12 protein-coding genes are annotated in these 13,674 nt (G+C 37.4%); 3 read left to right on the forward strand and 9 right to left on the reverse strand.

Features of this window, described 5'->3' with window-relative positions; translation table 11 throughout:
- Positions 1–145: 145 nt before the first annotated feature.
- Entirely contained in the window at positions 146–1,129 is a 984-nt protein-coding gene (gene zntB / locus P3L40_RS12415; RefSeq protein WP_004263941.1) for a zinc transporter ZntB, read from the reverse strand.
- A 346-nt stretch (positions 1,130–1,475) separates the two neighbouring features.
- Complete coding sequence (locus P3L40_RS12420) at positions 1,476–3,098, reverse strand: ABC transporter substrate-binding protein (RefSeq protein ID WP_136135394.1); 1,623 nt, start codon at positions 3,096–3,098, stop codon at positions 1,476–1,478.
- A 722-nt stretch (positions 3,099–3,820) separates the two neighbouring features.
- On the opposite strand from P3L40_RS12420, the gene tpx reads away from it, so the two are divergent.
- On the forward strand, positions 3,821–4,324 hold the full coding sequence (gene tpx, locus P3L40_RS12425; protein WP_004263934.1) for a thiol peroxidase: 504 nt from the start codon (positions 3,821–3,823) through the stop codon (positions 4,322–4,324).
- 79 nt (positions 4,325–4,403) lie between these two features.
- Here the strand turns inward: tpx and P3L40_RS12430 are convergent, their stop codons facing one another.
- From P3L40_RS12430 to pspA, 7 genes are all read right to left on the reverse strand, one after another.
- Positions 4,404–4,778: an ATP-binding protein gene (locus P3L40_RS12430; protein WP_136135395.1), complete on the reverse strand. Its 375-nt coding sequence runs from the start codon at positions 4,776–4,778 to the stop codon at positions 4,404–4,406.
- A gap of 325 nt (positions 4,779–5,103) precedes the next feature.
- Entirely contained in the window at positions 5,104–6,663 is a 1,560-nt protein-coding gene (gene tyrR, locus P3L40_RS12435) for a transcriptional regulator TyrR (protein WP_004263923.1), read from the reverse strand.
- 239 nt (positions 6,664–6,902) lie between these two features.
- The gene (locus P3L40_RS12440) at positions 6,903–7,958 is read right to left on the reverse strand and encodes a YcjF family protein (protein WP_094961775.1); all 1,056 of its coding nucleotides are present in this window, start codon (positions 7,956–7,958) and stop codon (positions 6,903–6,905) included.
- Positions 7,955–9,352, reverse strand: a complete 1,398-nt coding sequence (locus tag P3L40_RS12445; protein ID WP_110591624.1) for a YcjX family protein — start codon at positions 9,350–9,352, stop codon at positions 7,955–7,957. The genes P3L40_RS12440 and P3L40_RS12445 overlap by 4 nt, the downstream gene beginning before the upstream one ends.
- Before the next feature lie 344 nt (positions 9,353–9,696).
- Positions 9,697–10,053, reverse strand: a complete 357-nt coding sequence (gene pspC, locus P3L40_RS12450; protein ID WP_004263899.1) for an envelope stress response membrane protein PspC — start codon at positions 10,051–10,053, stop codon at positions 9,697–9,699.
- Positions 10,053–10,283, reverse strand: a complete 231-nt coding sequence (gene pspB, locus P3L40_RS12455) for an envelope stress response membrane protein PspB (protein ID WP_004263897.1) — start codon at positions 10,281–10,283, stop codon at positions 10,053–10,055. The genes pspC and pspB overlap by 1 nt, the downstream gene beginning before the upstream one ends.
- Positions 10,284–10,363: 80 nt before the next feature.
- Entirely contained in the window at positions 10,364–11,029 is a 666-nt protein-coding gene (gene pspA / locus P3L40_RS12460; protein ID WP_004263893.1) for a phage shock protein PspA, read from the reverse strand.
- A gap of 278 nt (positions 11,030–11,307) precedes the next feature.
- On the opposite strand from pspA, the gene pspF reads away from it, so the two are divergent.
- Both pspF and P3L40_RS12470 read left to right on the forward strand, forming a co-directional pair.
- Positions 11,308–12,324 carry a phage shock protein operon transcriptional activator gene (gene pspF, locus P3L40_RS12465; RefSeq protein WP_004263890.1) on the forward strand — a complete coding sequence of 339 codons (1,017 nt, stop codon included), beginning with the start codon at positions 11,308–11,310 and terminating at the stop codon, positions 12,322–12,324.
- Positions 12,325–12,812: 488 nt separating this feature from the next.
- Positions 12,813–13,418, forward strand: coding sequence for a hypothetical protein (locus P3L40_RS12470; RefSeq protein ID WP_004263883.1), 606 nt, complete (start codon positions 12,813–12,815; stop codon positions 13,416–13,418).
- Positions 13,419–13,674 lie beyond the last annotated feature (256 nt).

A 13,674-nucleotide genomic window follows, 5' to 3' on the forward strand; every position in this document is an offset into this window, starting at 1 on the left:
AATATGAGAAAAACTACAATTATGGAGCACAACGTTCATCGCTCAACGTTGCATTCACCTGCAGGACTAATACTGCACTAAAACCTCAGTAGTTTTATTGATTTATCTCAAACTAGGTCCGGTTATCGCAAATAAGTCATCAATATTAGAGCCATCGGCTTTTTCTTAACCACCACAAAACGGTTCCAATTAAAACGGCTAATAAAACACAAAATACACTAAAGGCAAAACGGAACTCATTACCAGGGATCCCGCCTAAATTCACACCAAACAGCCCCGTTAAAAAAGTTGTTGGTAGGAATATCATGGCCATTAATGACATTGTATAAATGCGCCGATTCATCATCTCAGTCATCATATTCGTTATCTCGTCAGAAATAATCGCTGTACGTGCAATAAAACCATCGAGATCTTCAATACAACGTCCTAATCGGTCAGAAATCTCTTGAATTCGACGACGATTGGTTTCATCTAACCAAAGCAATTTTTCTGTTGTTAAACGGGAAAACATATCTCGCTGTGGAGCCATATAACGGCGTATCACAATAATTTGTTTACGAAGTAATGCTAATTCCCCTCTCTCAGGAATTTGGCTATTTAATATGAAATCTTCCATATCAATTAAACGCTCATGCAAAGAATCCGTAAAATCACTTATTTCATCTGTAATAGAATCAGCAACCTCAACTAACCAGTCACCTGTACTTTGGGCCCCGACTCCCTGCTTTAAATCATCAATAATAGAATCTAAGGAATTTACTTTTCGATGACGACTAGAAATAATTATCCGATTATTAATAAATACCCTAAACGCAACTAATTGCTCAGGCCGCTGGCCAGCATTGGTATTTAATGTTTGCAATGTTAATAAAATACCATCGCCAACACGAATCAATCGCCAACGTCCTGAATGCCCAGATAAAGCAGACTTAACTTGGTCATTAAAGAGATCTGATTGCTGAATCCAATTAAAACTTTGTGGGTCCTTATAATCATAATGAAGCCAAAACGGTGATTGCTGGTTTGCGCTAGCATTCACGTCAATAGGAAGTAACCCACCGTCTCCATTTAACTGAAATGCATGTACAGGATTTGAATTTTGGAATAAAGAACCATAAATCAGTCCCATGCAATATCTCCCTTTTATAATCAATACGGTATTTTTAGTCGAATAGTGACATATTTGTCATTATTTCAAGAATCGTTCTCACGATACATAAAATAACAAAAAAAAGATTGAGATTAATATCTCATAAAAACAGACAATTTCCCATAAATCACAAAATATCGCCATTTTTGCTAAATAACACTACATAATTGACACAAACGAGCAATAAAGTTCATGATGATTTTTTTATTATGAAAAGGTAGTGTTTATTCCTTTTTTGGTCCTCCTTCCCATTCTCCAGAGGAAGGAGCTTTTTTTCTTTCCTTTAGAAAAAGCAGCCCGTACCTTGCACAGGCTGTATCCTATTTTAATGTTTAATGATATAAAAACTGTGGCTATAAGCGACATCTTCGGGGTTGTTTATCGGGTACCCCTTCAGCCAAGGCTTAATTAAGCGTGCATTGGTATATTGGTAAATAGGCGCGATTGGAGCTTCTTTTGCAATGATTGCTTCCGCATTATTATAATAACGGTTGCGTAATTGTGCATTCGTTTCAATACTCGCCGACTCAATAACGCTATCATATGCAGGGTTATTAAATTTTGGTATATTGCCAGTATGTTGAGATGTAAGCAGAGACAAGAATGTTGAAGGCTCATTAAAATCACCTATCCATGATGCACGTATAACATCAAAATTTCCTGTATTGCGGCTATCTATATAAGTTTTCCATTCTTGATTAACTAATTTGACTTCAGCGCCTAATTTTTTCTTCCACATAGAAGCAATTGCAATCGCAATTTTCTGATGATTTTCTGAACTGTTGTACAACAATGTTAATTCTAATGGGTGATTTGGACCAAAACCTGCTTGCTGTAATAACACTTTTGCTTGCTGGTCTAATTCTTTTTGTGTGTAGCTATTGTAAAGCCCTTTTTCAGGTTTAAAGCCATCGGTGACATCGGGAGTAAAATAATTTGCAGGTTTTTCCCCTGTACCTAATACTTTATTAGCAATTAATTGGCGGTCAATCGCCATGGATAAGGCTTTTCTAACACGAACGTCATCCGTCGGTGCGCGTTGGGTATTAAATGCATAGTAATAGGTCCCTAATTGGTCTGGTGTAAAGACTTCATTAGGAATATCTTTCAATAATTTTTGATAGCGTTGTTTTGGAAATGATTCGGTAATATCCAAGTCTCCCGCTAAATAACGATTAGTTGCATGAGACTCTTGGTTAATCGGGACAAAAGTGACTTTAGTTATCACTGTATTTTGATGATCCCAATAATTTTTGTTTGGAACTAAAACAATTTTTTCATTAACCACTCTGTCAGATAAAACAAAAGCGCCATTTCCGACTAAATTACCTACTTTTATCCAGTCATTACCAAACTTTTCAACGGTTCCTTGGTGAACAGGAAATAAACTAAAATTAGCTGCTAATGAAGGGAAATAAGGTACTGGTTTATTTAAAGTAATCTTTAATGTATGCGCATCAACCGCTTCAACACCTAGCTGTTCAACAGGCAGTTTTCCATCAATAATAGCTTGCGCATTGTTAATACCTGCTAATGCTGCAAACCAAGCAAATGGTGATGATGTTACCGGTGAAACCAGTCGTTGCCAGCTATAAACAAAATCTTGAGCCGTGACAGGGTCACCATTCGACCAACGAGCATCAGTCCTCAGTGTAAATGTCCAAATCCGGTTATCTGTTGTATTCCAATTTTGGGCTACACCTGGGATAGGCTTTCCATGGTCATCCTGGTTAACAAGCCCTTCAAATAAATCACGCATGACTTGCGCTTCCGTTAACCCCACTGACTTTACCGGGTCCAAAGAAGCCGGCTCGTCTTTTAAATGACGCGTAACTTCTTGGTTTTCAGCTAAAACTGTGCCAGTGGGTATCACCGCACTAATAGCTTGTGTAGTAAAAATAACTGAAGAAATCAAAACAGCTAAAGATGTGAATGAATGTTTATGCATTTTATTTTCTATCTTGTTAGTATAAATAAAGTTAACTAAAAGCCTAGTTAAATGATTTCAAGTGAAGGTGCTATTGTTAGCAATATTACTGCATTTACGTCTTAAGTTTCATTTAGGTAAATTAATTATTGAAACATATTTCCGTATATCCATAAAAAACAATAGATTATAGAGCAAAAACTCACTCAGTTTAGATAATATCAAACAGCGATACACTTGAGTTATTCTGTAGTTTATCTTAATTTATCATATGCTGTCATATTTCAGAAATCTACATTTCTCTTGTAATCAATTGATTTACCTATCTAAATATACATAAACTAATACTCGCATTATACAATAATAGCTATGCCCATATCCTTGTCATTTTTCTGATCAGTAAATAATGACTAAAGAAATCAATACAGACAGATTTCCTTTTGTTACACTCCATAAGGCAATTTAAAAAGGTGCATAACAGAAAACGCAAGCATTGAAAAAGCTTAGCTGTTATATAATGATAATGCACCATACCCTAATAAAAAGTATGTAATATTACCTTACTTTGCCCCATGTAGAACTCAAAGTAAGTGATAAGGTTTCTGTATGAAATTTGGTCATTAGTAGAATGTAAAACTCAGCACTGTATAACTACTCATTAAAAAACCTTTAATCGCAAAGATTTTTTATTAGAAGTTAGATTAAGTTAACAGTGAATCACTTTATGAACGGGAGAAAAATTCATGTCGCAAACAGTTAAATTAAAAGGTAATGACATCACAGTTAATGGTGTTTTTTTACAAGCGGGTTCAAAAGCTAAGCCCCTTACCCTTGTCACCAAAGATCTCAGCGAAGCAACGCTGGAAACTTATGAAGGTAAAAGAAAAGTTTTAAATATTTTTCCAAGTGTAGACACTGGCGTATGCGCGGCATCAGTTCGCAAATTTAATAAGCTCGCAAACGAATTGGACAACACGGTTGTGTTATGCATTTCTGCTGACCTGCCTTTCGCACAAGCACGTTTTTGTGGTGCAGAAGGTTTAGATAATGTCGTTATGCTATCTTCTTTCCGTAGTGATTCATTTGCTAATGACTATGGTGTTGCTATCGCTAGTGGTCCATTAAAAGGCTTAAATGCACGTTCCGTTGTTGTCTTAGATGAAAATAATAACGTTATTTATAGCCAATTAGTTTCTGAAACTACTGAAGAACCTGATTACGACAGTGCATTAAACAGCCTTAAATAAGCTTTTTATATCATTTAACTCACTGTAATTAATAATGAAGCGGGAATTTCCCGCTTCATTACTCAATATAAAAACCACACTAATCTACGTGAGCCCAGTACAATGGCTGGTGGTTCTTCGCATTAACAACATTCGCAAATAACTTATTGTCACTCATTATAGAGATCAAAGTATGAGAAAGCGTACTCAATATTTTTAAGGCTTGATCCTGAGTGACAGGGCAACAAGATGTCAAAATATCAATAATAAGGTCTCGAGGCTTATAACCATTTTTCACCAATGCCTCCCACGTGAAACGATTTTTCTTCGTTAAATATTTTACTGCGGCTTTATTCATCAGATAAAGTTCGGCAGCTGAGGCAGCAGACTCAAACATATCATTTTTATAATGACTCTGGCTCATGTATTCGCGTAGCTTACGATTTACAATGAAATTAATAGTGAATTGGTCCATGGCAACTCCTTGTAGGCTGAAATCCATCAGATGAGATTACGATACCCTAAAACAGTAGCTGTCTTTGTTATATAGCAGGAAAATTCACCAATTAGCAATAGTATTAGTAAGGTTTTGCCATACTAAACACGAGCTAAAAAAGGTACGTCTTTAAAATAACATTGAATTAGTGCCCTATTCTCATAGATTTTACCGACTGTTCGTACTACAACATCTCGGCAATACTTATTCAAACCGTGGGTCGGTATTGTCGTTGCAATGTCAGAACCACTAAAAAACAAACCTATTGCTGTTAACACATAGGTTATTGTTTTGTTCATTTAAATTAGTTTTGCTCTTTTTTCGTATTGAGACCATATTCTCTCAATTTATTGGCAATTGCCGTATGAGAAATATCCAAGCGTTTAGCTAATTTACGGGTGCTCGGGTAATCACGATACAAGCGCGCTAATACTGACGCTTCATAGCGTTTAGTAATTTCATCTAGCGAACCATTGAGCGAATCTAAAGCCAGTGCGGGAGGATTTACTACATCAGGTAATTGGATATTCTCTGCTTCCAATATATTGCCATTAAGTTGAGTTAACCCTTGATAAAGGGCATTTCTCAGTTGCCTTACATTACCCGGCCAATAATAACTGCTTAAAAATTCGATTAGCGAAGGCGCCAATTTAGGCTCTGCAATATGAAGCTCTTTGGAAAAACTGGCTACAAATGTCTTGGTTAGCGGTAGAATATCTTCTTTACGTTCACGTAATGGAGGGATGGTTAATGTGAGTACATTTAAACGATAATAAAGGTCCTCTCTGAATTTTTTTTCTGCCACCAATTCAGGTAGATTTTTCTGTGTTGCACAAATTACACGGACATTAACCTTAACTTCTCGTTCCTCGCCAACACGCCTAAATGTTCCATCATTTAAAAAACGTAATAACTTAATTTGCATTTGAGGTGACATTTCAGCAATTTCATCAAGCAATACTGTTCCGCCATTTGCTTGTTCAAAAAAACCTTTTTTACCTTCAACTGCATTTGGATACGCCCCTGCTGCATAACCAAATAATTCACTTTCTACGACATCATCCGGCATCGAAGCACAATTTAAACCTAAAAACGGTTCTTTTCCTCGCGCACTATGCAAATGACAAGCTTTCGCTAAGATATCCTTCCCGGTCCCTGTTTCACCAACGAGTAATAATGGCTCATCCAGCATCGCAACACGTTTAGCCCGTTCAACTACATTTGCCATGACAGGGCTAACAGCAATAATTTGTTCAAAACCACTGCCATCTACCTCAATAACTTGTTTACGTTGCTTATCTAAAATTTCAGCCGATTTTAACAGCAACACAGCTCCTGTACAATGGAGTTTACCATTTTCATCTGCCAAAATAATAGGAGTCACTTGCATCAAATAGTCTTGGCCTTTAATGACGACTTTCTCTGTATAAGCTTCTGGTGACTCTCGTTCAAACCAACGTACCAGCCCTTGGCTACTGACTAACTGAGAAAAGGTTTTTTCTCGAATTTTTGCCTCATCATAACCAAATAATTGCAATGTCATTGGGTTAACCAACTCAATATTTAGCTTATTATCAATGGACAAAACAGGTTCTGGAAATGAGTTTAATAGCGCCCAAACAGCTTTATGCTCTCTTTCTGAAGGCATAAAATAAATTCGGCGAACATCAATAACACCATTGATACGCCGTATTTCTGCCATCAATGTGCTGAATACCTGAAAATCTACAGGTGTAAAATTTAGGTAAATCCTACGTTGAGGAGATATTTCAATACCTTTTAAATCAATATTTTGTAGGACTAAAAGATCAAGTAATTCACGCGTTAAACCGATACGGTCTTGGCAGGTCACTTCGAGGCGCATGGATAGGAACCTTCATCAAAAAAGCCGAGAGAATAAAGGTATTTTAGCCTTAAACATTAAGGGAATACAGTGTTTGTGTCACAAATTGTTGACAGCTTGTAAGCTTCATAGGTATTAACAAATAAAATCACTGCTTTCCTTAATTTTTTAAGGCTTGAAATAACAATAAGCATATTAATCAACAAATGATGCTGCTGAGTGAGTGAAAACTGTCAACTCACTCTGCCAGCGATATTTCTTTACGCTTTATCTTTTTTACTGGGAATAACATTCTTTAATTGGCCAATTAGCTGATGACGAAAATCGGCTAAACGAGGCTTGTTTTCAATCCAAGGTAGTGGTCGGCATAATTCCATCGCCTTAATACCTAAACGTGCAGTTAACAAACCCGCACCAATACCTTGTGCTGCACGTGTTGATAACCGTGCGGTAATGTCTTGAGATAACCAATCCATCCCCACTTCACGAATTAATTCAGATGCACCTGCAAAGGCAATATTAATGAGCACCATACGAAATAGCCGAATTCGGCTGTAATAACCGAGTTCAATACCATAGATTGCCGCGATCCGATTAATTAGACGAATATTTCGCCAAGCAATAAATGCCATATCCACCAGTGCTAACGGGCTCACTGCAATCATAATGGCCGATTCAGCAGAACAACGACTAATTTCTTTACGAGCTTGTTCATCAAGAATGGGCTGAACCATTCGACTATATAATTCAACAACTTCTCTATCATTATGAGAATCATGGAGAGTGGCTTGCCAATTAACAATCGCAGGATGTTGCATTGATAACGCAGATTGTTTTGCCAATTTTTCACAAAAAACCTTTCCTTGCCCCATTCCATGACTGTGCAATAATTCGCGAGCAAAGTCTCGTTCCTCTGCTCGTTCTCTTAAGCGATACAACCGCCGCCATTCACCAACGACTGACCCTACACCCGCCACAACTATTAAACCACCCGCAGCAGCAACACCTAACGCAGTCCAATCTTGTGTTACCCATGATTGATGGATCCAAACGCCCAATTGAGCAACGACACTGACCCCAAAAATCCCTGCTGCAGCGCCAACTAACTTTCTCCAAAAACTCCGTTTTGGTTTTAACGCTTCGTTAATCAGGCTTTCAACCTCACCCTCTTGGCTATCTTGTTCTGCTTCCAAAGAAACTGGAGTGAATTTTTCGAGTTCTCGTTCATCAAAAACTTGGGCTTTTTTTAGCGATTCTTTCGTATCATTTTCACTACTTTCAGCGAAATCTAAACGCTGTTTTAAAGGTTCATTCATTTCAGTTTATCTCCCAACAAAAATTCAAGCGCACTGTCCATACGAATATGTGGCAATGGTTGATCCATTGGCGTTGGCCTTGGTCTGAAATCTTCAAATTGAAAACCTTGAGTTTGCCAGAATTGCTCATTTGGCAACCGTTTTGGGACTTCACCAGGATAAAACATTAGCGGTTGTCCATCACTTAACCGATTCCCTTTTAACGCAGGTAATTTTTCACCTTTATAATCCACAAGGCCACTTTCGGTTGCTTGTATTGATGCTAAACCAACACAATCCATGCTGATCCCTTCAAATGCAGCATGCTGCCATGCCTCTTGCACTAATTGTTGCAATAAAGCCACTAAATTTGCATGCTGATCTGGTGTTACATGGTCTGACTTGCTCGCCGCAAAGAGTAATTTATCAATACAAGGTGAAAATAAACGCCTCAATAATGTGCGTTTACCATAATGAAAACTACGCATTAATTGAGTTAACGCCATTCTCATATCATTAAATGCATCAACACCACTATTTAACGGTTGCAAACAATCAACTAAAACAATTTGTCGGTCAAAACGTTGGAAATAATCACGATAAAAACCCTTTACAACATGCTCACAATAATATTGATAGCGTTGCTGTAATGCGCCAATATTGGTGTTTTTTCCTGCCTGTGCGAGCTTTTTATCACCATATTTGGCTACATTTGGCCATGGGAAAAATTGGAGTGCGGGTGCTCCTGCTAATTCAGCCGGTAAAACGAAACGACCTGGTTGAATAAAATGTTGCCCTTGGGCCTTGCATTCAACTAAATACTGGGTGTAGGCAGCAGCAATTTCAGCCAGCAAATTTTCGTCAACAGGCGCTAAAGGGTCACATTTTTCACACAATGTCAGCCATGGTTGGGCTAAATGTGCACGCTCTCCCTTTATTAAGGTGTTCATTTGTTCAGACCATGCTAGATAATTTAAATCTAGCATGGGTAAATCCAACAACCATTCGCCGGGATAATCCACAATCTCTAAATATAATGATGAGTTATCGACAAAATGGCGCAAAAAAGAGTCTTCTGAACGGTAATGCAATTTAAGGCGTATTTCACTGACACCCCGTGTTGGTGTTGGCCATTGCGGTGGTTCCCCATAAAGGGATGCAATACCTTCATCATACGCAAAGCGTGGTACTGACAAATCACGGTGAGGTATCCGTTTCACCCCTAACAACCGCTTATCACGCGCGGCAGAAAATAAAGGGAGCCGTGCGCCCGCATTCACATTCAATAATTGGTTCACCAGTGAAGTAATAAATGCGGTTTTTCCACTACGGCTAAGCCCTGTTACTGCGAGCCTAACATGACGATCAACACTTCTATTCATCAAATCAGTTAATTCACTGTGCAGTCGTTTCATGCTCCTCCCAAGACTTATCCTTTCAATTTAAACTCATTTTACGTCATATTGCGTTCTATAATTTAGCATAAAACAAATTGTATTAGGTTAACCGTTTAATTAGTACATTAAGCAACCATTTACTTGTCAATAACTTAATAAGTTTACCTATGAACCCTGCTGGGCCATACGTCATAAGCAACACTGCGGCGAATCGAATACCTTTTCGTAGCAAAAGTTTCTTTGCAAATTTTTTAATTCGATAACGAACGTTGTTTGCCATATTTCACTCACTTTTTTATCAAAAACAAAAGGGATTTGGTTTTGAAACCTAATCCCTTATCATGTGATGGTGATGCGATTTATTATAGATTTCGAAATTTACTGTTCACTGTATAAGTATCTGACGTAACGTATCTTTCAATCTGGCGTAGCTTCATTTCACCTGATTTTAATTGTGTATCGATTTGGTTAATAAGACTACTGACTTCTGGGCCAATATCTTGCTGTGAACGGTAGCCACTTGGTGCCGTTTCTACGACAAAGCACATCACGATATACAAAATCAAAGTAATACCAAAACTGACAAATAGAGCCAATACGGCTAATGCTCTAACCAAAGCAACTGGAAGTTCTAAATACTCAGCAATACCCGAACACACACCACCGAACACACGTCTATCCGTTAAACGGTAAAGTTTGCGGTTGCGAAATTGAGTCATTATTTTTGCCTCCAATTTGGGTGTTCTGCATCCAAAATATCTTCAAGCGTTTTAATGCGTTGCTGCATCTGTGATGCTTGTTCTGCTAATTGCATCAAACGTTGTACTTCATTTTCAGTTAGCTGACTCCCCTGCCCACTGTTTTTTTTGCTGTAATGTAGCCACAACCAAATAGGCAGAATAAAAATGAGAAAAATGATTAATACGAGAGACAGAAAAACGTAGCCCATCACATATCCTTATACATATGGTTAACCTATCTATGGCACTGATACGATATTACTAACGTACCAGTGCATCAAAATAACTGTTACTGATCTTTATTGATTTTAGCTTTAAGTGCCGCTAATTGCGCACTTATTTCGTCGTCTGCTTTTAACTCTGCAAACTGTTGATCCAGTGATTTTTGTTTCCCAATACCATAACTTTGGGCTTCACCTTCCATATGGTCTATACGGCGCTCAAACTGTTCAAAACGCGCCATTGCTTCATCCAGTTTGCCGCTATCCAGCTGACGACGTACATTACGACTAGATTGTGCGGCTTCCATACGAACAACCATTGATTGCTGTTTCGCACGAGTTTCTTGCAGTTTGTTTTCTAATTCAGTGATTTCACCTTTCAAACGAGTCAAGGTTTCATCAACAATAATCAGCTCGTGTTTTAAGGTATCGACCATTGCACTCACTTTTTGCTTTTCAATCAGTGCCGCACGCGCTAAATCTTCTTTATCTTTCACCAGCGCTAATTCTGCTTTTTCTTGCCAATCAGCAACTTGTTTTTCGCCCATCTCAATGCGACGTTCTAAACCTTTCTTTTCTGCTAAAGTACGTGCTGATGTTGACCGGATTTCAACTAACATATCTTCCATTTCTTGAATCATCAGACGGATCATTTTTTGCGGATCTTCTGCTTTGTCTAACAAAGAAGCGATGTTTGCATTAATGATATCGGCAAAACGTGAAAAAATACCCATTGTTTATATCCCCTTGATGGATTTAATCATTCTGTAGCGCCTCGACCTGATTTGGCTTCCAACCCATACCTGACGCTCCGTAAGTCTAACAACAATTCGCATGTTGCTGTATTTAGCTATTGCTATTACATATTTTAAATAGCAATTCGCGTGCCAACTTTTAAATTAATTCATATTGATATGATTTTAAAGAGAATAATTATAAGCTTCCCCTGAAAATCATTTTAGTCTATAGTTCAAATATCGGCATTTTAAACCAACTATTGGTGAAAAAAACCATGAAAGAAACCAATGAACCTATTCTTGGCGTTTCAAGTAACTTTCTCGATGTACTCGAACAAGCCTCTGAACTCGCACAACTCAATAAACCTGTTTTAGTTATCGGTGAACGCGGCACGGGTAAAGAGCTTATCGCAGATAGACTCCATTATCTTTCCCCTCGCTGGCAAGAAGCTTTTATCTCTCTCAATTGCAGCGGACTCAATGAGAATTTGCTGGATTCTGAATTATTTGGACATGAAGCGGGGTCTTTTACGGGAGCCCAAAAACGCCATCAAGGGCGCTTTGAACGAGCTGACAAAGGTTCTCTTTTTCTTGACGAACTCGCGACTGCACCTATGTCAGTTCAAGAGAAACTCCTGCGTGTCATTGAATATGGCGAGCTTGAACGTGTCGGTGGAAGCCAAGCTTTACACGTAGATGTGCGTTTAATCTGTGCCACAAATGCCAATTTACCCGAACTCGCCAAACAAGGTCGTTTTCGAGCCGACCTCTTAGATAGACTGGCTTTTGATGTTATTCGCCTTCCCCCATTACGTGAACGGCAACCTGATATATTATTATTAGCAGAGCATTTTGCTATTTTAATGTGTGGTGAATTAAAACGTTCGCACTTTACAGGTTTTACACGACATGCCCAACAAGCCCTGCAAAACTACCCATGGCCAGGTAATGTACGCGAATTAAAAAATGTCATTGAGCGTTCAATATACCGCCATGGAAACCATGCTGAACCCGTTGATAATATTATTTTCAATCCATTTGGTGAAAAACTTGCTGAGCTACATGAATCACCAAGCCCCCAACCCATACAGCCTTCCCAACAAGCAAATACCATTTTACCTTCACTACCTTGTGACTTACGTCAGTGGCAACAGCAATCTGAAAAAGCACTATTAGAACAAGCGCTAGCAGATTGTCATTTTAATCAGCGTAAAGCAGCACAACGGTTATCTCTAAGTTATGACCAACTGCGTGGTTTAATTAAAAAACATCAAATAAATATTGAAATTTAATAGTCATTAGTTCAAACAATCCAAATTTATTGTTTGAACTAATGCAATATACTTAGAGATAAAAAGTTTAAATTTGAAAATCGTGGGCTTTATTATTACTAAATGTTTCCAATTTCACATTGCACTTTTAAATATTACTTATCACTTAATTACTAACAGCATCAGTAAAAAACCAAATAAAATAAAAACAATAAATAACAATTAGTTAAAAGATAACTTCATCATAAAAAATTAAGCCAAATTACACTAAAAACCATTTTGACACCCCCAAAAAAAGTGATAATTAGTAATTTCCACTAGCTATTATATAAAAAATATAATTTTCTTTAGCACGTTTAGTTAATTATATATAGATAGATAATTCTATTTTAATATGATTAATGCTGTTTTATTATTTGTATTTACACCTTGTCATATTTAACTACTGTGCGAAATATATTTATATGATATCTCTATTAATATAATTCTTATTATATGAGGAGCCTATTATGAAAAATATAAATGTACTAGCGATCACCTTTTTTCTTCTAGGGTTATCTCCTACGGTTAATGCGCAATCATTGATGAAAACATTTTCTTACTGTGATGCCGCTTTCTTCAAGAAAATAAAAGATGACCCTGTTTTAAACGATATTTCTAATGCATTGAAAAATAACCAATTAGGGACCAATGAACACGTTTCTGTTAATCTCAATTTTTCACCAACCGGTATTGTGACTTTTAACCGTTTTTTTGTTAGTCATAGTAATTTTGATAAATATGATGGCTTCGCCTATTTAGGCTTGCGTGGTCAATACTATTTTTGGGGATTTGAAACAACACAAAGCCTTGAAGAGGTTGTCCGCTATACGTCATCAAGAATTGCGATTATAAAGGTAGGAAATACTTATATCTACTCACCGATGATCCGCCATAATTTGCAAAGTAAATGGGTATTTAACGAACACGCAACGCAAGATTACAACTTGGAACCAAATGCTGCTGAAAAAATGCTGATTATTGAAAAAGATGAGCAAAGAGGTGTTGTTCGTTTCTTATGTACCCTTCAAGGCAACGTAACCGATGAAGACTTACACTATGTGGGTTTAAAATAATAGCTAGAAATTAAGCTAAACAAGCTCATCTATTTCTCCATAAAAAAAAGCCAGCACCCAAGCTGGCTATCAAATAAAACACTGGAAGCAATGTGAGCAATGTCATGCCTTGTCTACATAAGCACTCGGCTTAAGTGACAAAACGAATGATAATCGTTATCAGTGTCATTTGTAAAGCTTTTTAATGAGATTTTTTCTCATTAAGACATACTTCAATGATTAATATAATAATTTAAGTTAATTATTATATTTACAT

Origin of the sequence: Providencia sp. PROV040 (genome assembly GCF_032706145.1) — a bacterium.
GTDB classification, from domain to species: Bacteria; Pseudomonadota; Gammaproteobacteria; order Enterobacterales; family Enterobacteriaceae; genus Providencia; species Providencia hangzhouensis.

What these genes read in the sequence shown, in the direction of transcription:
- P3L40_RS12440 (WP_094961775.1), bottom strand. Translation starts at nt 7,958, where the DNA reads ATGAATGAACCTTTAAAACAGCGTTTAGATTTCGCTGAAAGTAGTGAA.
- pspC (WP_004263899.1), bottom strand. Translation starts at nt 10,053, where the DNA reads ATGACTCAATTTCGCAACCGCAAACTTTACCGTTTAACGGATAGACGT.
- P3L40_RS12420 (WP_136135394.1), bottom strand. Translation starts at nt 3,098, where the DNA reads ATGCATAAACATTCATTCACATCTTTAGCTGTTTTGATTTCTTCAGTT.
- P3L40_RS12430 (WP_136135395.1), bottom strand. Translation starts at nt 4,778, where the DNA reads ATGGACCAATTCACTATTAATTTCATTGTAAATCGTAAGCTACGCGAA.
- tpx (WP_004263934.1), top strand. Translation starts at nt 3,821, where the DNA reads ATGTCGCAAACAGTTAAATTAAAAGGTAATGACATCACAGTTAATGGT.
- P3L40_RS12445 (WP_110591624.1), bottom strand. Translation starts at nt 9,352, where the DNA reads ATGAAACGACTGCACAGTGAATTAACTGATTTGATGAATAGAAGTGTT.
- pspA (WP_004263893.1), bottom strand. Translation starts at nt 11,029, where the DNA reads ATGGGTATTTTTTCACGTTTTGCCGATATCATTAATGCAAACATCGCT.
- pspB (WP_004263897.1), bottom strand. Translation starts at nt 10,283, where the DNA reads ATGGGCTACGTTTTTCTGTCTCTCGTATTAATCATTTTTCTCATTTTT.
- pspF (WP_004263890.1), top strand. Translation starts at nt 11,308, where the DNA reads ATGAAAGAAACCAATGAACCTATTCTTGGCGTTTCAAGTAACTTTCTC.
- tyrR (WP_004263923.1), bottom strand. Translation starts at nt 6,663, where the DNA reads ATGCGCCTCGAAGTGACCTGCCAAGACCGTATCGGTTTAACGCGTGAA.
- zntB (WP_004263941.1), bottom strand. Translation starts at nt 1,129, where the DNA reads ATGGGACTGATTTATGGTTCTTTATTCCAAAATTCAAATCCTGTACAT.
- P3L40_RS12470 (WP_004263883.1), top strand. Translation starts at nt 12,813, where the DNA reads ATGAAAAATATAAATGTACTAGCGATCACCTTTTTTCTTCTAGGGTTA.